This window comes from Roseburia sp. OM03-7AC (genome assembly GCF_003462625.1).
GTDB classification, from domain to species: domain Bacteria; phylum Bacillota; class Clostridia; order Lachnospirales; family Lachnospiraceae; genus Roseburia_C; species Roseburia_C amylophila.
In genome coordinates, this window is the sequence record NZ_QTZJ01000002.1 from 89,250 (window position 1) to 111,345 (window position 22,096).

15 protein-coding genes are annotated in these 22,096 nt (G+C 39.4%); all 15 read left to right on the top strand.

Annotated elements, in window-relative coordinates; genetic code table 11:
- Positions 1-81: 81 nt before the first annotated feature.
- The gene (locus tag DXB39_RS06790; protein WP_117841440.1) at positions 82-2,691 is read left to right on the top strand and encodes an ATP-binding protein; all 2,610 of its coding nucleotides are present in this window, start codon (positions 82-84) and stop codon (positions 2,689-2,691) included.
- Between the two features lie 17 nt (positions 2,692-2,708).
- The gene (locus DXB39_RS06795; protein ID WP_117841439.1) at positions 2,709-3,653 is read left to right on the top strand and encodes a GTP-binding protein; all 945 of its coding nucleotides are present in this window, start codon (positions 2,709-2,711) and stop codon (positions 3,651-3,653) included.
- 442 nt (positions 3,654-4,095) lie between these two features.
- Positions 4,096-5,313: an aspartate aminotransferase family protein gene (locus DXB39_RS06800; protein WP_117697227.1), complete on the top strand. Its 1,218-nt coding sequence runs from the start codon at positions 4,096-4,098 to the stop codon at positions 5,311-5,313.
- A gap of 213 nt (positions 5,314-5,526) precedes the next feature.
- Positions 5,527-6,132 (top strand): cytidylate kinase-like family protein, encoded by a 606-nt coding sequence (locus DXB39_RS06805; RefSeq protein ID WP_117841438.1) that lies wholly within the window; start codon positions 5,527-5,529, stop codon positions 6,130-6,132.
- A 12-nt stretch (positions 6,133-6,144) separates the two neighbouring features.
- Positions 6,145-7,668 (top strand): APC family permease, encoded by a 1,524-nt coding sequence (locus DXB39_RS06810; RefSeq protein ID WP_117841437.1) that lies wholly within the window; start codon positions 6,145-6,147, stop codon positions 7,666-7,668.
- An 86-nt stretch (positions 7,669-7,754) separates the two neighbouring features.
- The gene (locus tag DXB39_RS06815; protein WP_117841436.1) at positions 7,755-8,939 is read left to right on the top strand and encodes an iron-containing alcohol dehydrogenase; all 1,185 of its coding nucleotides are present in this window, start codon (positions 7,755-7,757) and stop codon (positions 8,937-8,939) included.
- Positions 8,940-9,048: 109 nt separating this feature from the next.
- On the top strand, positions 9,049-9,612 hold the full coding sequence (locus DXB39_RS06820) for a helix-turn-helix domain-containing protein (RefSeq protein ID WP_117841435.1): 564 nt from the start codon (positions 9,049-9,051) through the stop codon (positions 9,610-9,612).
- Positions 9,613-10,485: 873 nt separating this feature from the next.
- Positions 10,486-11,877, top strand: a complete 1,392-nt coding sequence (gene mgtE, locus DXB39_RS06830; RefSeq protein WP_117841433.1) for a magnesium transporter — start codon at positions 10,486-10,488, stop codon at positions 11,875-11,877.
- A 32-nt stretch (positions 11,878-11,909) separates the two neighbouring features.
- Positions 11,910-12,617, top strand: coding sequence for a YjjG family noncanonical pyrimidine nucleotidase (locus tag DXB39_RS06835; RefSeq protein ID WP_022243669.1), 708 nt, complete (start codon positions 11,910-11,912; stop codon positions 12,615-12,617).
- Between the two features lie 29 nt (positions 12,618-12,646).
- Positions 12,647-13,588: a helix-turn-helix domain-containing protein gene (locus tag DXB39_RS06840; protein ID WP_158565797.1), complete on the top strand. Its 942-nt coding sequence runs from the start codon at positions 12,647-12,649 to the stop codon at positions 13,586-13,588.
- Between the two features lie 227 nt (positions 13,589-13,815).
- Positions 13,816-15,093, top strand: coding sequence for an ABC transporter substrate-binding protein (locus DXB39_RS06845; RefSeq protein ID WP_117841431.1), 1,278 nt, complete (start codon positions 13,816-13,818; stop codon positions 15,091-15,093).
- 55 nt (positions 15,094-15,148) lie between these two features.
- On the top strand, positions 15,149-16,036 hold the full coding sequence (locus DXB39_RS06850) for a carbohydrate ABC transporter permease (RefSeq protein WP_117841430.1): 888 nt from the start codon (positions 15,149-15,151) through the stop codon (positions 16,034-16,036).
- A 3-nt stretch (positions 16,037-16,039) separates the two neighbouring features.
- Entirely contained in the window at positions 16,040-16,897 is an 858-nt protein-coding gene (locus DXB39_RS06855; protein WP_117841429.1) for a carbohydrate ABC transporter permease, read from the top strand.
- Positions 16,898-16,913: 16 nt separating this feature from the next.
- Positions 16,914-19,649: a GH36-type glycosyl hydrolase domain-containing protein gene (locus DXB39_RS06860; RefSeq protein WP_117841428.1), complete on the top strand. Its 2,736-nt coding sequence runs from the start codon at positions 16,914-16,916 to the stop codon at positions 19,647-19,649.
- Positions 19,650-19,653: 4 nt separating this feature from the next.
- Positions 19,654-21,948, top strand: a complete 2,295-nt coding sequence (locus DXB39_RS06865; protein ID WP_147337958.1) for a hypothetical protein — start codon at positions 19,654-19,656, stop codon at positions 21,946-21,948.
- Positions 21,949-22,096: the final 148 nt, after the last annotated feature.

The following is a 22,096-nucleotide window of genomic DNA, read 5'->3' on the forward strand; positions in this document are numbered from 1 at the left end:
GCAGCTTCCACAGGGATTGTTTTATTGCGAACAAACTGGATTTTATATATAATGAAGTAAAACAACCCGGGAGAAAAATTGATGGAAGCAGGAATGATTACAACAGTGCTTTTGGTGGCATGTGCAACTATATGTATTGGCGTTGGCATCTTTTACTTTTTTATTAATAATACGAAAAACAAGGGGCGGATTTGCATCCTGCTTCTGGGAATAGGAGGAGGAATCTGGGCGCTGGGTTCAGCATTGTATGGAAATTGTACAGATGACAGATTGGCACAGAATTTCTTTTGCATGACAATTGTGGGCTTTAATTTATATGTCATTGCGATTGTAATTTATGTGGCGTGTCTGACTGGTGTAAAAATAAAGGGATATGGTCTGATGGTTGGATTAGGAATACTGACATCTCTGGTGGATGGTGTTTCTTTTGGAAGTATGCGGATCCGCCATTTTTACAGGGTCAATGGAAGAACCTGCTTTACCACAGAATTTCATGGCAGCGTGTTTTACCACTGGATGTATATTATGCTTTGCTTTTTGTGCTGCATCTATATTGTACTATATTGGTCGAAGAAAATTATGCGTAAAAGTCAGAGGAAATATGTGGCATATATCATTCTGGGAAATACAATTATGCTTCTTTCGTCAATTCCGGATACGGTGTTACCGTTTTACGGAATTAAATCTTATCCCAGTTCGGTTTATGGTGTAACAGTTTCGTTTTTAATGACTGTATTTTTTAGTATCCGGTATGATACTTTTGGAATATCAAAATTAACAGTTTCAGATTATCTGTTTAATCAGATTGACTATGGTGTGATGGTATATGATTATCAGAGAACACATATTTTACATAATACAAATGCAGAAGTGTTGTTTGGTGCAGATGTGGAACAGCCTTTTGAAGAACTGGTAACCTGCGAGGGCAATAAGGAAGAATTTGCAGAACAGCTTTATCAGGGAAAATTAGAGCATTGCAAGGTGAAATGCCTGCAGGGCAATCAGATTTTATCGGTAACTTCTTCGATGGTCTGCGATGAATATGGCGAGATGCAGAACACTATCGTAACACTGGTGGATATTACTTACGAAGAAGGACTTTTAGAGCGGCTACGGGTGTCAGACCGGGCGAAGACCGATTTCCTTACGAATATGTCCCATGAAATCCGTACGCCAATCAACGGTATTATGGGAATGAACAGCCTCCTGCTCCGGCAGATTGATACACTGCCAAGAGAGAAGATTGCAGAGTATGCAGGAAATATGCAGCGGGCCAGCAGAACTCTGCTTGCCATTGTAAATGACATTTTGGACATTTCCAAAATTGAATCCGGAAAGATGGAGCTGCTTTGCGAGGGTTATGAGCTGGCATCCCTCATCAATGACTGCTATACGATAGTTGCCTCTAACTGCAAGAAAAAGAATCTGGATCTGTATATGGAAATTGATGAGAATCTTCCATCCATTTTATATGGAGATGATGTCCGTATCCGCCAGATTGTAAATAATTTCCTGTCCAATGCGGTAAAATATACGAAGCGTGGTCATGTAATTTTAAAAATTTCTTATAGCAGGATAGATGAGGAAAATATTAATCTGCGTATCGATGTAAAGGACAGTGGAATTGGAATCCGGAAGAAGGATATGGAGAATCTTTTTCAGAATTTTACCAGGCTGGAGGAACATAAGAACCGGAATATTCAGGGAACCGGACTGGGATTGAGCCTGACGAAACGTCTGGTAGATATGATGCACGGAGAAGTACAGGTAGAAAGCCAGTATGGTGAAGGCTCAACATTTACGGCAATCATACCGCAGAAGGTCATCTGTCTGGATGGAGTAGGAGATATGAAGCAGATATTTGAAAACTACGAATTATCTGCGGCATTGCAGAAAGAGGTTCCGCAGTTTAAGGGCGCACATATTCTGGTGGTTGATGATATGGAAATGAACCGTATCGTAGCAAGGGAGATGCTGCTGCAGACTGGTGCAATCGTGGATGTGGCAGGCAGTGGAGAAGAAGGGCTGACTCTGATGAAAGAGCAGCACTATGATCTTATTTTCATGGATCAGATGATGCCGGATATGGATGGCATTGCCACCTTTGAGGAAATGAAGCGAATGAATCATCAGAATAAAACTACACCGGTAATTGCCATGACAGCCAATGCGGTAAAAGGAGCAAAGGAAATGTATCTGCAGCAGGGATTTGTAGATTATATTTCGAAGCCAATTTTTGAAGAGAAGATGTGGAAGATACTGGAACGTTTTCTGGCGGATAAGCAGACAGATACAGTGGAAAAGCAAAATTCTGACGGTGGAGCAGAAGAAAATAAGAAATTATTGCAGGAGCGTTTCCCATACCTTGACACCGAGCAGGGAATGTCCGTATGCATGGGAGATGAAGCGTTTTATTTTAAGATATTAAAAGTCTATCTGAAAGATGAGATGGTGGATACTCTGCAGCAGGATTATGAGGCAGGGGCCTGGGCACAGTATCAGATTCATGTGCATGGACTGAAAAATGTGTCTGCGAATATCGGAGCCATGGAGCTGTCCGAGCAGTTTAAGGGATTAGAGTATGCCATCAAGAATCATGACATTCCGGATACGGATTATATCCGAAGTCATCATGATAAAGTAATGGAGGCATACCAGGAGCTCTTGCGGCGGCTGGAGCGGGATGTCTGAGAAGGAGGAAGACAAACATGGTAAAAATCGACTTAATTACCGGCTTTTTAGGTTCCGGTAAAACAACATTTATAAGAAAATACGCCCAGTATCTGATGGAACAGGGCATGAATATTGGAATCTTGGAGAATGACTATGGCGCAGTAAATGTGGACATGATGCTGCTGCAGGATTTGATGGGAGATAACTGTGAGTTGGAAATGGTAGCCGGAGGCTGTGATAAGGACTGCCACAGAAGACGTTTTAAGACAAAGCTAATCGCCATGGGCATGTGCGGATATGACAGGGTGCTGGTGGAGCCATCCGGAATTTTTGATGTGGACGAATTCTTTGATGCATTGAGGGAAGAACCGCTGGATCAGTGGTATGAGATTGGAAATGTAATTGCAATCGTAGATGCCAAGCTGGAAAAAGAGCTGTCTGATGAGGCAGATTTTATTTTGGCATCAGAGGTGGCAGATGCAGGCTGCATTCTATTAAGCCATGCAGATGAAGCTACAGCAGAAGAAATGGATGCAACGGTTTCACACATCAACGAAGCATTGGAGAAGATACACTGTAAGAGAAGAATTGAAAAAGAGATTCTGCGTAAGAGTACACCGCAGCTTACTTCGGAAGATTTACACTGGATTATGAGCAGCGGCTATGTGATGGAAAATTATGAGAAAATGGATCTGGAGGAACACTCCGGCTTCGAGTCACAGTATTTTATGAATGTACCTATGACGGCAGAAAAAATGCAGAAGGTTGCAAAAGAAATCTTAGAAGACAGTTCCTGCGGAGCAGTATTTCGGATTAAGGGATTTATAAAAGCAGAAGATAATTCCTGGATACAACTTAATGCTACCCATAACGGAGTGCGGATGGAACCGATTCAGGAAGGCCAGGAAGTTATTATTGTAATCGGAGAGCATTTACAACGGGATAGAATCGAAGCTTATATCGGAGCGGAGAGTGTATAAAGTCAAAACGATACTATAGTGTACGAATGGATAATACAAATGTACGATATAATACACAAAATAACACAATATATTCTATTAATTCTAACGAACAGACTGAAAAAAGCAGAAAAAACAGGAAAATGCAACTTTTTGTAAAAAAATATTGACAGAGCAAAAAAGACGTGATATTGTATAACTGTTTAAAATAATAGACAAACAAAAGCGAAGGCGCTTACCAATCGGTAAGTGCCTTTTTTACTTTACAGGAAATTGCTTTCCTGTAAAGTAAAAAACGCTCCGCGAGGATGCGCACTGCGGCGTATAAGGTAGATGTCGCAAGCGACCGACGCAGGCGCGAGAATGTGCCGAGGCACATTCATTGTTCCGTCGATTGAACAAAACAAACCGGTTTAAAGAGAAAACAAAAAAGAGTAAAGAATATGTCAAGGAGGATTCAATTATGAAATTAAAAGACACAGGATTAAGCGTACAGGACATTAAAGATAAAGTAAATAAATATATGATTGAAACATATGAGCGTTTCGATTTCCTGGCTGAGACAGCAGAGGGCATGTACCTCTATGATGAGAAAGGAACACCGTATCTTGACTTCTATGCAGGAATCGCTGTTAACAATGCAGGAAACCGTAACCCGAAGGTAGTAGCAGCAGTAAAAGATCAGGTAGATGATATCATGCATACCTTCAACTATCCATATACCATTCCACAGGCACTATTAGCAGAAAAAGTTTGTAAGACCATTGGCATGGATAAAATTTTCTATCAGAACTCTGGAACAGAAGCAAACGAAGCAATGATTAAAATGGCCCGTAAATATGGAATTGAAAAATACGGTCCAAATAAATATCATATCGTAACTGCTAAAATGGGATTCCACGGAAGAACATTTGGAGCAATGTCAGCAACCGGTCAGCCGGGAAATGGCTGCCAGGTAGGATTCGGACCAATGACTTATGGATTTTCTTATGCACCATACAACGATTTGGAAGCATTTAAAAATGCATGCACAGAGAATACCATTGCAATTATGATCGAGCCGGTACAGGGTGAAGGCGGAGTACATCCGGCAACCATGGAATTTATGAAAGGCTTAAGAGAATTCTGTGATGAAAAAGGAATGCTCTTATTATTAGATGAGGTACAGACCGGATGGTGCAGAACCGGAGCAGTAATGTCTTATATGAATTATGGCGTAAAACCGGATATCGTATCTATGGCAAAAGGTCTTGGCGGCGGAATGCCAATCGGTGCAATCTGTGCAACGGAAGAGGTCGCCAAAGCATTTACACCAGGTTCCCACGGAACAACCTTTGGTGGACATCCAATCAGCTGTGCAGCAGCCTTAGCTGAGGTAGGAGAGCTATTAGACAATGACTTAGCTGGAAATGCAAAGAAGATGGGAGATTATTTCTCAGCAAAATTAGAAAAATTACCACATGTCAAAGAAGTAAGACATCAGGGCTTATTAGTTGGTGTAGAATTTGATGATACCATTTCCGGTGTAGATGTAAAACATGGCTGCTTAGACAGAAAGCTTCTGATTACAGCTATCGGTGCACATGTCATTCGTATGGTGCCGCCACTTATCGTATCCGCAGAAGAATGCGACAAGGCATATGCAATCATTGAAGAAACGGTAAAATCACTGGAAAAGTAAGAAATTTAGGAATTCGTGTCCTTCAAACCGGGCACCGGAAGAATAACAGAAAGATAAAAATAAGAAATAGAAAAGACGAGGATGTCACAGAAAATAAGTGCGCCCTCGTCTTTTTTATGCAGATAGTTGTCAGGCATCCATACGAAGCTGCCAGTGGCAGGTTCGTATGGATGAGAAAAAACGCATGTATATACATTAAGGAAGGGAAGCAAAATGGAACATCTTGTTATTACAATAGGATGCGAATATGGCGCAAAAGGAAATCAGATTGGGAGAAAGGTTGCACAGGATTTGGGCATCAAGTTTTATGACCGTGAAACGGTAGATGAGATTATCAAAGAAGTAGGAATTCCCAAAGATATTATGGAAAAGGTAGAAGAAGGAGTGACCATTGCCGGTAAAGGAGCAGAAGGTGATGTCAGGGGTTCTTTCTCCAAATACGCTGATTTGACAGAACGTGCAATTCACGTCCAGAAAACAATTATTCGAAAACTCGCAGCAAGAGAGTCCTGTGTGATTATAGGACGTTCTGCTGATTATATTTTAAAAGAACAGAAACCAATATTACGCATTTTCATTTATGCACCGGACGAAATCCGGATAAAGAATGTAATGGAAAGCCACAATCTTTCGGCAGATGATGCAAAATTGCTGATTGTGGAAAAAGATAAACGTTATCACAAAAGACATATGGCACTGACCGGAAGCAATCGTGGAGACAGACATAACAGGGATATGCTGATTAACAGCGATTTGCTGGGTGTGGATGGAACTGCACAGTTGATTGAAGAAGTAGCCGGAAAAGTATTTCAGGAATAGGAGGTAGTAAATATGGAACAGAAGAAAACAGAATTCAATAAAGTATTTAATGCCTGGGATATTCTTGTCATTGCATTTGGTGCCATGATTGGATGGGGCTGGGTCGTATCCTCCGGTGGCTGGATTCAGAAAGGCGGAGTTCTTGGAGCAGCTATCGGATTTGTTCTTGGTGGAATCATGATATTCTTTGTGGGATTGACTTATGCAGAACTTACAGCAGCCATGCCACAGTGTGGTGGTGAGCATGTGTTCAGTTACCGGGCAATGGGCTCAAATGGTTCCTTTATCTGTACATGGGCAATCGTCCTGGGATATGTCGGAGTTACCTGCTTTGAAGCATGTGCATTTCCAACGATTCTGACCTATCTCTGGCCGGGATTTTTAAAGGGATATCTTTATACGGTAGCTGGGTTTGATATCTATGCTTCCTGGCTGATTGTAGCAATTATCGTTGCATTTTTAATTATGATAATAAACATTTTTGGAGCCAAAACAGCAGCTATTTTACAGACCATTCTTACTATTATCATTGGTGGAGCAGGGATTTTGTTGATTGTTGCATCCGTCATCAACGGAAGTGTAGATAATCTTAACGGACAGATGTTTGCCGGCACATCAACCGGAGGTGGAATCAAGGCAGTACTCAGTGTTGCGGTGTTATCTCCATTTTATTTTATCGGATTTGATGTTATCCCGCAGGCAGCAGAGGAAATCAATGTTCCACCGAAGAAAATTGGAAAAATGCTGATATTATCTGTTGTACTGGCAGTGCTGTTTTACTCACTGGTTATCATTGCAGTAGGTCTGGTATTAAAGCCGGATGCCATTGCAGCATCACAGACAGGAACCGGTCTTGTAACCGCAGATGCCATGGCAGTAGCGTTCAAAACATCGGTTATGGCAAAAGTAATTATTGTTGGTGGAATGTGCGGAATCATTACTTCCTGGAACTCCTTTATGATTGGTGGTTCCCGTGCTTTATATTCCATGGCAGAATCCTATATGATTCCAAGAACTTTTGCAAAACTTCATCCAAAGCATAAGACCCCGTTAAATGCATTAATCCTGATGGGAATTCTTACGATGTTAGCACCGTTTGCGGGACGTGTCATGATGGTATGGATTTGTGATGCAGGTAACTTTGGATGCTGTCTTGCCTATTGTATGGTATCCATTTCATTTCTGATTTTAAGAAAGAAAGAACCGGATATGCCTCGTCCGTATAAAGTGACTGGTTATAAATTTGTGGGTGTAATGGCAGTTTTAATGTCAGGATTTATGGTATGCATGTACTGCATTCCGGGAACCGGCGGCAGCCTGATTCTTCCGGAGTGGTTGATGGTTGGAGCCTGGAGCTTGCTTGGAGTTGTATTCTTTGTAATCTGTAAAAAGAAATACAAAGAGTCCTTTGGCAGTCTGGTACAGCTTATTTCAGATGAAGATGCAGCAACATTGATGCCGGAGGCAGATGATGTGGAGCTGGATCAGGTAATCGATGTGGCAATCGACCGTGTATTGGCGCGGCTGGCAGGATAATGGAATGTATAGAGTGAAGAAAGCAGAATATAGAAAAGTCGAGTAGTAAGTTCTGAAAATACCGACAGAAAATGAGAGGAAAAGCTATGAACGAATTTAATTTTTCAGTACCACAGAATATTATCGTAGGAAGAGGCTCTATGGCAAAACTTCCGGAAGTTGCAAAAAAAATGGGTGGAAAGCATGCGTTTATCATATCCGGACCGCATCTTAAGAAGATGGGACTGGTGGAGAAAGCTGCAGAATCTTTAAGAGCCGAAGGAATTTTGGTGGATGACTTTACGGATATCGAAGGAAATCCTTCCGTTACAACCGTGGAAGCAGCGACAGAAGCATTTCAGGCTTCCGGGGCAGACTTTATCGTAGCTTTTGGCGGCGGTTCTCCGATGGATGTAGCAAAGGCAGTCGGTGTAGTAGCAAAATACGGTGGAAGCATTACCGAATATGAAGGGGCACATAAAGTGCCGGGCAAAATTATTCCATTGGTGGCACTGCCGACTACAGCAGGAACCGGTTCTGAGGTAACAGCATTTTCTGTAATTACTGACCACAGCAGAGACTATAAACTGACGGTATTTTCTTATGAACTGCTGCCGGCATATGCTATTCTGGACGCAGACCTGATTACAACGGCACCAGCCAGTGTGGCGGCAGCCTGCGGAATTGATGCATTTATCCATGCAGAAGAGGCGTATATTTCAACTGCGGCTTCTCCATTTTCCGATGCCATGGCAGAAAAAGCAATGGAGCTCATCGGAGAAAATATCCGGAGATTTGTGGCAAACCGCACCGATGTGGAGGCGGCAGAGGCAATGATGGTAGGCTCACTGTTTGCTGGAATTGCATTTTCTTTTGCAAGACTTGGAAATGTACATGCCATGAGCCATCCAGTCAGTGCATTTTTTGATGTGCCACACGGAGTTGCCAATGCAGTATTGCTTCCGGTAGTAGCGGAGTATAATGCCTTAGCTGACCATGGAAGGTATTATAAAATTTATAACTACATCAGTGAAATTCCGGCCTATGAAGATGAATTTGAACCGATGATGTTAGTGGATGCCATCCGTTCCTTATGCAAAGCCATCGGAATTCCGGCAAATCTTACGGAAGCCATCAATCAGGCAGGCAAAACAGGAAGCATCAGCCGGGAGACCATCGAAGAGAAAATAGAAGCAATGGCAGCAGATGCCATGAAGAGCGGCAATATTGCAGTGAACCCACGGTCATCCCGTCAGTGTGATATAGAAATGTTATACCGCAAGGCACTGTAAAACAGATATCTTTATCAAAAACATCGGTTAATATCATAAAAATTTGATGCGAAAAGTTTGATGTAAAAAATTTGAAGTGGAAGTTTCAAATGGAAAGCGAGGAAAATGTATGGATTACCTGTCACACAATGTATCGGAAAATTTAAAGAGACTGCGTCAGTCCAAGGGGATGAGTCTTGATCAGGTGGCAGAGCAGACCGGTGTAAGTAAGAGTATGCTGGCACAGATTGAAAAGGGAACGGCAAATCCATCATTGGGTGTGCTTGGAAAGATTACAAGCGGACTGCGGATTGAATTTCAGACTTTAATTGAAGCTCCCCGTGTGGATTTCTGTCTGGTGAAGCCGGAAGAAATGATTCCAACCAAGGAACTGGAGGGACAGTATAAGGTCTTTACCTGCTTTCCATTTGAGGACTCCCAGTCCGTAGAAATCTACCGGATTGACGTAGAGCCGGGCGGTGTATACACCAGTGGAAGCCACGGCGAGCGGACGAGAGAATATATTACGGTAATCGACGGCACGCTGACCATAGAATGCCATGACCACAGCCAGAAGGTGGAAAAGAGCCAGGTCTACAAATTTGAAACAGACCAGCCGCACATTTACCGGAATGAAGGAAGTGAACGGGCAAGCTGTATGTGCTTTTTCTTAGACTATACAAATATTCGATAAATATAGCAGGCAATTGCGAAAGAGAGATAGATTTTGCACGGAAAATATTACGTTGATTCACAGAGGATTATCTTTATCCGATATGAAATGCCAACAGTTCTTAGAATGCGGGTTTTTCTTGCTTGTAAACTGTCTTTCCGCTTGCTTTGTCAGAATCGCTGCACTGTCCGTCGAGAGCAGATGCCACATAAAGCCTGCAAGGGGCACTGGGAATTTCGATATAATTATAATTTCATCTGGCAACCGGCACAAATTCACATCCATGTTCAATTGCACCTCGCTGGTACATCCCTGTACCAGCGTTGCCCGTTGCCAGACGAAATTCCAAGTGCCCCTAACAGCCCTTATCAGGCATCTGTACTTCGGCGAACCGTACAGCGATTCTGACAAACATTGGAAAGACTGTTTTTATAACCAAAAGAAAACCCCGCATTTTAGAACTGTGGTATTTCGTAGCGAAAGAAAATCCACTGCGAATCAACGTAATATTATTGTGGCAACTCTTCTCAATCCCTCATTCACAATTGCCTGGAATATTTATGGAAGAAATAGAATAAAAAATATATATTTTACAAAGATTATACAAATATCAGACAAAGCAAATCTTGACTTGATTCATTCCGAGGATTAGAATGGAAAAAGAGAATGAATCAGGAGGTGAAATGCATGGACAGTTGCGACAGTACTGGGCGAAGTAGTATCTGCGGTAGCAGACAGAAGATGATTTTGGCGCAATTGGCCATGGATTTCAGGTAAGAATCCATACAGGACAATTGCTCTTTTTACGCTGGAAATGCGCTGTGTGTTTCCTGTAATTGTGAGGGTATCATCTGTGCTGCTACTGCAGGAAAATGATGTAAGGAGGCAGAAGCAGTGGACGAGAAATTAAAAGAGCAGAATTATGTAGAAGAGTTAATAGAGATAATCCGTAGTACGAAGAGCAATGAGGAACTGCGGGATAAATTATCCGATTATCATGAAAATGATATTGCGGATGCATTTGTGCGTCTGGATGAAGAAGAACGAAAGAGATTATACCCAATCCTGGGAGCGGAACAGGTTGCGGAAATCTTTACTTATATTGATGACCCGGATCTATATCTGAATGAATTGGATCTGGATAAAGCGGCACGGGTTATTTCCTACATGGACTCCGATGATGCGGTAGATGTCTTAGACGAACTGGATGATTCCAAGCAGGCACAGCTGGTAGAGTTGCTGGACGAGGAATCCAGTCATGACATTAAGATGATTCAGTCCTATGAGGATGATGAAGTCGGTAGTAAGATGACTACGAACTTCATTGTGATTAAGAATGATCTTACCATCCGGCAGGCTATGCGGGAGCTGATTCGTCAGGCGGGAGAAAATGATAACATTTTGACAGTTTATGTTACTGATGAAGCAGGTAAATTCTATGGAGCCATCGATTTAAAGGACTTAATCATTGCCCGTGAAAATAATGCACTGGAAGATATCATCAGTACATCCTATCCGTATTTGCGGGATCATGAACAGATCAGTGAATGTATCGAGCGAATGAAGGACTATGCAGAGGACTCCATTCCGGTACTGGATGAAAATGATGAAATCTTAGGTGTTATCACATCTCAGGATATCGTAGAAGTTGTGGATGATGAGATGGGTGATGACTACGCAAAGTTAGCAGGTCTGACCGCCGAAGAAGATTTACAGGAAACGCTGGTAGAGAGTATGAAGAAACGTCTGCCATGGCTGATTATCTTACTGGTACTTGGCATGGGCGTATCTTCCGTAGTGGGGATTTTTGAGACCGTTGTAGCCGTAATTCCAATTGTCATGTGTTTCCAGTCGCTGATACTTGACATGGCAGGAAATGTAGGAACACAGTCGCTGGCTGTAACCATTCGTGTACTGGTAGATGAAAATCTTACATCAAAACAGAAGCGTCATCTGGTAGGAAAAGAAATGCGTGTTGGGTTTATGAACGGGCTTTTTCTGGGGATACTGGCATTTTCCTTTATCGGATTATATGTCTGGTTGTTAAAGAATAATCCGGTGAGTCATGCATTTATTATTTCAGGATGCGTGGGCCTTGCACTGATGATAGCAATGGTAATATCAAGCCTTGTGGGAACCTTGATTCCAATGCTTTTTCATAAGATTAAGATTGATCCGGCAGTGGCATCCGGTCCATTGATTACCACAATTAATGACCTGGTAGCAGTAGTAACCTATTATGGATTAGTCTGGCTGCTGTTGATAGATGTATTGCATTTTGCATAGCATAAAACCTTAGGATGATGAGGAAATAAAGGATGAATAAAATCCAGAATATAAAAGTCCTTTTTTGGGATATTGATAATACACTGCTTGATTTTGATGCGGGAGCAGAAGATTCCATGAAACAGGCATTTGCAGATTTGGGGCTGGAGTTTAAACCGGAAATGTTTAATGTTTTTCAGGAAGAAAATCATATTATCTGGGACAAAATCGAAAAGGGTGAATTATCAAGGGAAGACCTTCCCTATGTCCGCTGGCAGATTATATTAAAACGGCTGGGATTAAAAGCCGATGGTGTGGCAATGGAGCATGTGTTCCGAAGCTACCTTCATAATAGTGCAGTGCCGGTGAGCGGTGCATTGGAAACATTGGAAGCTTTAGCAGGAAAATACATATTCTGTGCAGCAAGCAACGGACCGTATGAGCAGCAGCTAAACCGCCTGGAACGAGGCGGCATGCGTAAATATTTTACACATTGCTTTGTTTCGGAAAAGGTTGGCGTAGAGAAACCGAGCCTTCGTTTTTTTGAAAAATGTATGGAAGAATTGCCTGGAATTGAACCGGAAGAATGCCTGATGATAGGTGATTCCCTGACAGCAGATATTGCAGGAGGGCATGCTGCAGGACTTAAAACCTGTTGGTATCATCCGGAAGATGCCATAACCAACGAAAAATTAAGAGAGTTAGAGCAGCAGGCAGATTACAGAGTAGAAAAATTGGTGGATTTGACAAAAAAATTATAGCTTGGATGGGAGAGATTAACAGGAGAAAAATGGAAGACAAGAAAGAAATTATAAAAATCAAAGAACCCATATCAACTGCAAATAAGTTTCACTCTTCGGAGCTTTTTTATATTGAAGAGGCAAAATTACCGTTCTCAGCAGGAATTTATACTTTAGCGGGGTGTGCGATGCACTGGCATCATTCATGGGAAATTTTGTGCCAGTTAGAGGGTGAAGCATATGTAAGATTTGGTGGGGAGAAGATTATTTCAAGACCAGGCGACATCACGGTCATTTCTGGGGAAGAACCACATGAAACGGAAAAAATTACAAAGCGACATAAAATATTGTTGTTACAGTTTCAAATGGAACCTGTTTTACCCTATTTTTCTGTGGCAAAGGAATATCAACACATTCCAAGTATATTATTAGATCCATTTCGAAAAGTTGGACATTTTAATTTGAGAAGTAAAAAAGTAGAATCCATTATGTGGAAAATAGAGGGAGAATATAAAAAGAAGATTTTGGGTTATGAGATTCGGATACCTGCGTATATTATGGAACTAATGGTATACTTTATGCGAAATGATTATATTTGTGCCAGAAGACCTGCGACAGAAGTTATGATAGCCTTGGAAAAAATCAGACCTGCGTTGTCTTACATAGAAGAAAATTATCAAAATCATATAGAGTTACAAAATGTAGCAGAATTGTGTTGCATGAGTATGTATACATTTTGCAGAGTGTTTAAACAGGCAACAGATTATACATTTGTAGAGTATTTAAATCATATCCGATTAAAATCTGCAGAAAAATTATTGCTTTCCACAAAACTCCCCATCAGTGAAGTGGCATATGAATCTGGTTTCTCAGGATTGAGCTATTTTAACCGGAAGTTTAAGGAAGTATATTCTATGGGACCAAGCAGATACCGTAAAATAAGTGGAAATGAAGAAATAAACTGTGAGGGTTATCATCATTCCAGAATTTAAAATATAGTAGTATATAAAGGAGACGAAATATACAAAATGTGATTAGTATATTTCGTCTTTTTTTAATTAAAAATGTCTCACGCAAAATAGTGCAAAAATAAAGCAAGAATGAAATTGAATCATGAATATAAAATCGTTATATTTAAACTACAAAAAGCAAGGAGAATAAAGTAAAAGGCGCCAGGGGAGAAGAACAAAAAAGTATTAGTGTAAAAGGAGGAAAAAGAATGAAGAGATTAGTTGCAGTACTTTTGTGTATGACAATGGCAGTATCAATTACAGCTTGTGGTAACTCTGAAACAGAAAATAACAAAGTAGCAGGAACAGAAGCCGGAGATAAACCGGAAAGCATTAGCGTTATTTGTACAACCGACGAAGAAGGACTTTATGAGTATGCTGGAAAGAAGTACGAAGAAATGTATGGTGTAAAAGTAAATCTGATTTGTCAGTCCTATGATAGTACACACGAAAAAATTACTACAACATGGACCGGTGGAGGCAATGCGGATGTATGCTATGTAGATATTCCATGGGTTGCAGAATTTGAAAGTAAGGGAGTAACCATAGACTTGAGTGAATATATGGATGAAGATGTAAAAAACAGTTTGATTGAGAGTTCGTTAAATCAGATGATTTATAATGGAAAAACAGAAGCAATTCCGTTTGCAAATGGTGGAAAATGGATGTTTTATAATAAGCAGATGTTAGCGGATGCTGGATATGAGGAGCCACCAAAAACATGGGATGAATTAAAAGAAATGTCTCAGGATATGATGGATAAAGGCATTTGCAAGTATGGTATTGCGTGGGGAGCATCCCAGGCAGAAGGTTTGATTTGTGATTTGACAACCATGATTTACAGTTTTGGCGGAACATGGCAGAAAGAAGATGGCTCATTTGACATCAACAGTGAAAGTGCAAATAATGCAGTACAGTTTATGTATGATTCGATGCAGGATGGATGGGCAGATCCAGCATCAATTACCTACACGGACAGAGATTGCCTGGATCCATTCATGGCAGGAGATACAGCATTTGTTATGAATTGGGCTTATGTGTATGGATATGCAAATAATCCAGAAAATTCTACTGTTGCAGGAAATGTAGATGTATGTTTAATGCCTGGAACTGATAAAGCAGAAAGTGCTTCAGTAACTGGTGGCGGTGGCTTCGGAGTATTATCTACCTCAAAATATCCGGAGTATGCATATAAATATATTGAGTTATTTACTAGTGAGGATATTCAGAAATATGCATATGAGAATTATAATGTACTGCCGACAATTGATGCATTATATAAAGATGAGAATCTGGTGACTGAACATGAAGAGCTGGCTAAGTTTTATCCGCAGTTTGCAACAGCACATCCAAGACCTCAGCTTGCTGATTATAGTGAGTGGTCTAATACAGTACAACCATTATTTTCGGCAGCACTGTCAGGGTCAACTTCAATAGAGGATGCACTAAATCAGGCAGAAGAAGTATCAGAAAGTTTTGTGAATTAAATAGAGAATGGCAGGTAGGTAAACTGCCTGCCATTTTTAATATGAGGGTAAGAATATGAAGAGGAAGAATAAATCAAGTATATCACAAGCAAGAACTGCTTATGGAATGATTACTCCTGCCATGCTGATTATCATGGGATTAGGATTATTTCCTGTTTTGTTTACATTGTGGTTCAGCTTAAATGATGTAAATCCAGGTAGTCTTGCAACGAAATTTGTTGGATTAAAGAATTATGCAGAAGTTATGAGTACCCATGCATTTTGGAATTCTTTAAAAATTACTTTATATTTTTCAGTTGTATCAGTGATAATTCAGATTATATTGGGAACACTTACAGCATTATTGCTGAATCAAAATTTTAAGGGAAGAGGCTTTGTGCGTGGAATTATTCTGATTCCATGGGCAGTGCCAACGATTGTAAATGCAAATTTGTGGAAATGGATTTTTAATGCGAACGCAGGAATTTTGAATAAAGTATTATTAAAATTACATTTGATAGATGAAAATATAGTCTGGCTTGGAAGTGGTAAGCTTGCAATTAATATGATTATATTATCAGATACATGGAAGATGCTTCCACTTGTTATCATTATGCTGCTTGCAGGACTCCAGACCGTGTCTAATGATGCAAAGGAGGCATCAATTATAGACGGGGCAAATGCATGGCAGAGATTTAAAGTAGTGTATTTTCCTGCATTAAGGCCAATGTATATAGTGGTTCTTGTTTTGCGTACAATTCAGACGATTCGAGTTTTTGATATTGTATATTCGTTGACGTCAGGTGGACCAAATGACAGTACACAGGTAGTAAGCTTTTATGCGTATCATGAAATCTTTGATTACTTACATTATGGTAAAGGTTCGGCAATATGCGTAATTATAGCAGTTGTTATATTGTTATTGAGCCTTCTTTACCTGAAAGCAGGAAAAACGGAGGATTAAGATATGAATCGAACGGTAAAGAGAAGAATAGGAAGGATATTATTATATTTGGCAGTGATATTATTGGTTCTTTGGACGCTATTGCCAATTATCTGGATGTTTATATCCAGTATCATATCAGAAAATGAATTGTTAAGTAGTGACAAAATACTGCCTACATCAATTACCTGGGAACGATACAAAATGTTATTGTTGGATAAAAATCCAACAAAACAAGTTGAAGTATTCCGAATGGCAATAAAAAACAGTTGCATTGTTGCGGGTACAACAACAGTAATTAGTCTTGTATTAGGTGCAGTGGCATCCTATGCGTTTGCAAGATTACGCTTTCGAATGAAAAAACCAATGTTATTTGGAGTAATGTTTTTTCAGCTGCTACCACCAATTGCATTGGTAATACCGTATTATATCATGATTAGCCGGATGGGGCTGCTGGATCATTTGGGAACATTAATATTAATTAATACAAATGCAGTTCTTGCCTATGTAATCTGGGTCTTGAACGGATATTTTAAATCGGTTCCATTTGAACTTGAAGAAGCAGGACGGGTAGATGGTTGTAGTTGGAATCAGGTGTTTTGGAAAATTATTATGCCAACAGCATTACCGGGGTATGTTGCAGTAGGTGTTCTTGCATTCCTTATGGCATGGGATGAATTTCTGTACGCATTAATTTTTACTACATCAAAAACTTCGAAGACATTAACGGTTGCGGTATCAGAGTTTGGAACAAAGTATGGAATTGATTATGGAATGATGATGACTGCAGGATTGCTGGCTACAGTTGTACCAATGGTATTAGCACTAATTTTCCAAAGATATATTGTAGGAGGATTAACGGCAGGAGCGGTTAAGGGTTAAGAAAAAGGAGTAAAGAATGGAACACGGATTTAAGTGGAATTTTATTGACAAAAAAGGGACTTTTGTTTGTGAAAATGCCCGGGAAGTAAATCAATTATATTTTCCTATATGCAATGAGGCTGGAATGAAAGCATCGGTGACACCCTGCTTAAATGGAGATGCCAAAAAGAATCAAAATGAATTTTTGTATCTGCCAGTTTCAGTAGAGGACTTACATAATAATCGTTCTGGAAGAAATTTCTGGGTTTATACAAAAGAGCAGGGAGCATTTTCTGTGGTGGGAAATTCTGCAAGACAGAGAGCGGAGCATTGCTTTAAAGATGAAGAAAAATGGAATAAAATAGAGTGCGGTTTGCTATATCACAGCTTGTATTATGCAATCCCTGAATTGAAATTAAACTGTATTTTTACAACGTTTTGTCCGGCAAATGAGGATGTAGTAGAAATTAACAGGGTTATTCTGGAAAATTACGGGTCAGAAATTCTGGAATTTGTGCCAACAGCGGCATTCCCTATTTTTGGACGATCGGCAGATAATTTAAGAGATCATAGACATGCAACATCACTGATGCAGAGGATAACATTGGAAGAAAACGGGATTGTTGTAAAGCCAACGATACACCATGATGAAAGAGGTCATGAACCGAATGATACAAGTTATTTTGTATATGGATCAGATGAAAGCGGGCAGGCAGCAGTAGAAATGTTCCCTACAGTAGAGGAGTTTATTGGAAAGGGAGGAACATTAGACTGGCCTAGAACAGTAGTAGAAAATAGTATACCAGAACATGATATGACATATCGGAAAGATGGTATGGAATGCATTGGCGCAATGCGTTTTGCAAAGGTACGGTTAGCACCAGGCGAAAAAAAAGAATATATTATCTGCGCTGGAATTACTGAAAAAGAAAATTTTAACAAGGAGTTTGAAAAGTATAACAGTAAAGAAAAGGTTGAAGCTGCGTGGAAACAAAATGAAGAGCATTGGAATGGAGAAGCTGACAAGATAAAATTTCAAGGCAATTCAGATAAGTTTGATGGCTGGTTAAGGTGGGTAAGTATACAGCCTGTTTTAAGAAAAATATATGGTTGTTCATTTCTTCCATATCATGATTATGGAAGAGGTGGTCGCGGGTGGAGAGATTTGTGGCAGGATTATCTGACATTATTATTACAAAATCCAATGCGGGTTCGAAGTGTTTTTGTTCATAACATGAAAGGTGTCAGACTGGATGGAAGTAATGCAACTATTATTTTGGACGGTGAGGGCAATTTTCAGGCAGACAGAAACAAAATATCCAGAGTTTGGATGGATCATGGTGTCTGGCCATTATTTACATTGTTGTTATATATGAATCAAACTGGAGATATTTCTATTTTAGATGAAGAAGTGTCTTACTGGAAAGATGCACAAATTGAAAGAGCGAAAAGGATTGACACAAATTGGAAAAAAGAAGATGGAAATAGTCAAAAGACAAAGGATGGTGAATGTTATACCGGAACAATATTAGAGCATTTACTTTTAGAAAATTTAATTTGCAGCTTAAATATTGGAGAACACGGGAATATAAAGCTTGAAGATGGAGATTGGAATGATCAGTTGGATATGGCTCCGGATAAAGGGGAAACAATACCATTTACGGCTTTTTATGGAAAAAATATATGTGATATAGCAGATTTACTTGAGATTCAAATAGAGAAAGAAGACCGAAAAACGATTTCTGTATTTGAAGAAATGGAAATACTGCTTGAGGGATTAAAGGAAAAGGAACCCCAAAAAGAAGTGGAAGTATTAAAGAAATATTATGAACACATAAGATTTGGAATAAGCGGAAAAAAGAAAAAAATACCGGTTTTAGAATTAAAAGATATGTTGCGCTGGAAAGGAAAACAATTATTACAGCAGGTCCGAGAAAATGAATGGATTGAATTATCATCAAAAGAAGGCTTTTTTAATGGTTATTATAATAATAATGGAAATGCAGTTGATGGAATTCTTGGAGATGGAAAATTGCGATTTGGATTGACAGCCCAGACCTTTTCTATTATGTCAGGGGCGGCGACGGATGAACAGGTTCAAAAAACAATACATGCTGTAAATAATTATCTTCCGGATAAAAATACCGGAGGAATCAGGCTGACGTTACCATTGGGAGATAATACCTGGAATTTTGGAAGAGGATTTGCACTTATTTATGGAGAAAAAGAAAATGGTGGCATGTTTAGCCATATGACAACTATGTATGCTTATGCGTTATATAGCAGAGGGTATGTAAGGGAAGGTTATCAGATTATAAAATCTATTTATGAACTTTCTACAAATACACAAATAGCACAAATATATCCTGGTGTGCCGGAGTATATCAGTAGCAGAGGAAGGGGAATGTATTCTTATGTTACTGGTGCAGGAAGCTGGACAATTTTTCTGATGCTGACACAGGTATATGGTGTGAGGGGAAAGCTTGGAGACTTATTAATTGAACCAAAACTAGTAAAGGAGCAGTATGATTCCGGTGAAGTTTTAACAGTAGACACATTATTTGCGGAAAAAGAAGTATGTGTTTCTTTTTATAACAGAAAATATTTGGATTATGGAGAATATCAGTTGGGAGAACTTAGCATAAATGGAGAAGTATGGAAGAATCAGATAAATAGTACCTCTGTTGTGCTACATCAGGCTGAACTGGAAGAAAAGCTTATAGCAGGTAGGAAAAATCAAATTTGTATCGAATTAGTGGAAAGGAAGGGATGATGTGATGGAACTTAAATTTCCGGTAGGATTAGAAAAAAATGAAGTTTTAATAGAAAGGGACGGAATAAAAATAGAAGTACCGTGGCCGGTTCAGATTCAGATTTTAAAGGAAAGAAATAAGAAAGCAAAGTATGATGTTATAAGAAGTGAAAAAAACATTCATATTGCAGAAGCAGACGTAGAAGTAAATAAAGAAAATAGATTTCATATTATTGATATGTGGGAACAAAATACAAATAATATAAAACTGAGTAGAAAGGTGGCCTGTATTTCAGCAGAAAAAGAGACTGCTATCCGGATATCTACGGAATTCCATTGTAAATCAAAACATGCAAAAAATTTTGACGATTATCAATTTGTAATACCGGGTGCTTTTTATAATAAGAATGATACAGACCAGAATGGACAGGATGATTATCTTGGAACTTTTGAGCAGGATTATAAGGATGATAGAAATCCAAATTTGTCAGTGACAGGATTTGCAAAAAATGACAAGCAATTTATTTCACTAATTCGGGCAGATATTCCAAAGGTGGATACTACAATAACCAGAAAACAGATAGCAGAAAGGCATTTTGTTCATAATACAGATATTGGATCCCTGGGAATTGCACCATCTGCAAATAGAATGGAAGAATTTTTGTTACGTTGTGATTATCCATTTTATGAGAGAAATTCATTTTGCTTAAATGTAGATGGATCGGAGTGGGCTGCATATCGAAAGATAAAACAGGGAGAAGAATTGGAAGTTTCATATATCCTGCAGTTTGGAGAAGCTGAAAATCTGACAGAAGCATCGTGGAAGACGAGCGTATTTCAGATGGAACGAATTCTTAATGATGATATCAGACATCCATTTAGTCTGGAAGAAACAATACCATACAGAAGAGACTTATTACACAATAGCTTTAGAGATTTTCCAGAAAAGAAAAATCATCCTTGTGGTTATGTGTGCCATTTCTCACCAAGAGAAAAATATGGAAATCAGAATGTACTGGAATATGGATTTTCTGGAAATCAGACTATGGTTTGCTATGAAATGCTTCGGGCTGCAGAAGAAACAGGAAAGGAAGAATATAGGGAACGGGCATTAAAAACAATACAATTTTTTGTGGAACACTGTATTGCAGAAAGTGGTTTGCCGAATGCAATGTACAGTGTAGAAAAAGAAGAATTTGTTTATTGGTGGACTGGCGTATTAATGCCATTTCAGTATTCGGAAAACAGGAAAGAATTAGAAAAATTTCTGGGGAATCAGGTCGTAGGTGCAATGATGGGAATTGCAGAAAAATTAAAAGGAACAAAAGGAAATTATTGCCGGACCATGACGGAGGCTATGTATTATTTAATGCTCTGTTTTCTGGAGGAAAAGGAAAATGGAACATTACATAAAGATTGGCTGGATGTAGTGGTTGCATTTTGTGATAAAATGATTGAAATTCAGAATACAGATGGCTCCTGGTATCGGGCATATACGATGGAAGGTACTCCAATGACATATCCGGAAGAATGGTTTGGAAGTAATGTGATAGAGCAGGGGTCAGGAACAATTTTTCCGGGAGAAGTATTAGCATTAGTACATGAATACACCGGTAATGAGAAATATAGAAGTGCATTGTGTAAAGCTGCTGATTTTATTATGGAACATTATGTAGAAGATGTTTTATATCTGGGAGGATTAAATGATACAACACATAAAAAGTCTGTAAAGATAGATGCTGTTGGAGTAATGTATAATATGCGGACATTGTTGTTGGCATATGAAACTACCAAAAAAGAACGATATTTGTATGGCGCAAAATCAGCAGCACAGATTCTTGCATCATGGACTTATCTTTGGGATATTCCGTTTGATGAAAATACACTTCTTGGAAAGAATGATTTTGGAACAACTGGCTGGGCAGGGTGTGATGTTATTCCGGGATGTAGCTATGTGGACGATGAATTTGTAGAATTCGTACCAGATTTAATGCGAATTGCAGAGTATAGTGGGAATAAAAAACTGGCTATATTGGGAAAAATTGTAACATTAGGAATGCAGCACGGTTTATCTATGCCACAAAGAATGTATGGATATACAATGCCTGGAATTCAGTGTGAAGGATTTCTGACATCCTTATGGCTTTCTGATACAGATGATTTGGAATTTTCGGGAGCTGTAGCAAAAAATAAAGGAGATGATAATGATACTTGTAATGGACTGATAAATGGTCAGGCACTTTACAATCTCGATTCATTAAAAAGAAGATATCACACATTAGAGTTTGATAAAATAATTGAGCAGATATTTGCCGAGTAAAGTTATAATGCCTCATAGACATTTTATGCGTCTATGAGGCATTTTCTATAGAAGTCGGTATTGTGCCGATTAGTATCAGCAGTGCTCCCGGAATTTCAAAAGGAGTCAGAGTTTCATGCAAAAGCAGAACAGCAAAGATAACAACCGA

Excerpts from the sequence above, each read along its gene's own strand:
- DXB39_RS06865 (WP_147337958.1), top strand. The coding sequence starts at position 19,654 with ATGGAACTTAAATTTCCGGTAGGATTAGAAAAAAATGAAGTTTTAATA.
- DXB39_RS06820 (WP_117841435.1), top strand. The coding sequence starts at position 9,049 with ATGGATTACCTGTCACACAATGTATCGGAAAATTTAAAGAGACTGCGT.
- DXB39_RS06810 (WP_117841437.1), top strand. The coding sequence starts at position 6,145 with ATGGAACAGAAGAAAACAGAATTCAATAAAGTATTTAATGCCTGGGAT.
- DXB39_RS06790 (WP_117841440.1), top strand. The coding sequence starts at position 82 with ATGGAAGCAGGAATGATTACAACAGTGCTTTTGGTGGCATGTGCAACT.
- DXB39_RS06840 (WP_158565797.1), top strand. The coding sequence starts at position 12,647 with ATGGAAGACAAGAAAGAAATTATAAAAATCAAAGAACCCATATCAACT.
- DXB39_RS06795 (WP_117841439.1), top strand. The coding sequence starts at position 2,709 with ATGGTAAAAATCGACTTAATTACCGGCTTTTTAGGTTCCGGTAAAACA.
- DXB39_RS06845 (WP_117841431.1), top strand. The coding sequence starts at position 13,816 with ATGAAGAGATTAGTTGCAGTACTTTTGTGTATGACAATGGCAGTATCA.
- DXB39_RS06815 (WP_117841436.1), top strand. The coding sequence starts at position 7,755 with ATGAACGAATTTAATTTTTCAGTACCACAGAATATTATCGTAGGAAGA.
- DXB39_RS06860 (WP_117841428.1), top strand. The coding sequence starts at position 16,914 with ATGGAACACGGATTTAAGTGGAATTTTATTGACAAAAAAGGGACTTTT.
- DXB39_RS06805 (WP_117841438.1), top strand. The coding sequence starts at position 5,527 with ATGGAACATCTTGTTATTACAATAGGATGCGAATATGGCGCAAAAGGA.
- DXB39_RS06850 (WP_117841430.1), top strand. The coding sequence starts at position 15,149 with ATGAAGAGGAAGAATAAATCAAGTATATCACAAGCAAGAACTGCTTAT.
- DXB39_RS06855 (WP_117841429.1), top strand. The coding sequence starts at position 16,040 with ATGAATCGAACGGTAAAGAGAAGAATAGGAAGGATATTATTATATTTG.
- DXB39_RS06835 (WP_022243669.1), top strand. The coding sequence starts at position 11,910 with ATGAATAAAATCCAGAATATAAAAGTCCTTTTTTGGGATATTGATAAT.
- DXB39_RS06800 (WP_117697227.1), top strand. The coding sequence starts at position 4,096 with ATGAAATTAAAAGACACAGGATTAAGCGTACAGGACATTAAAGATAAA.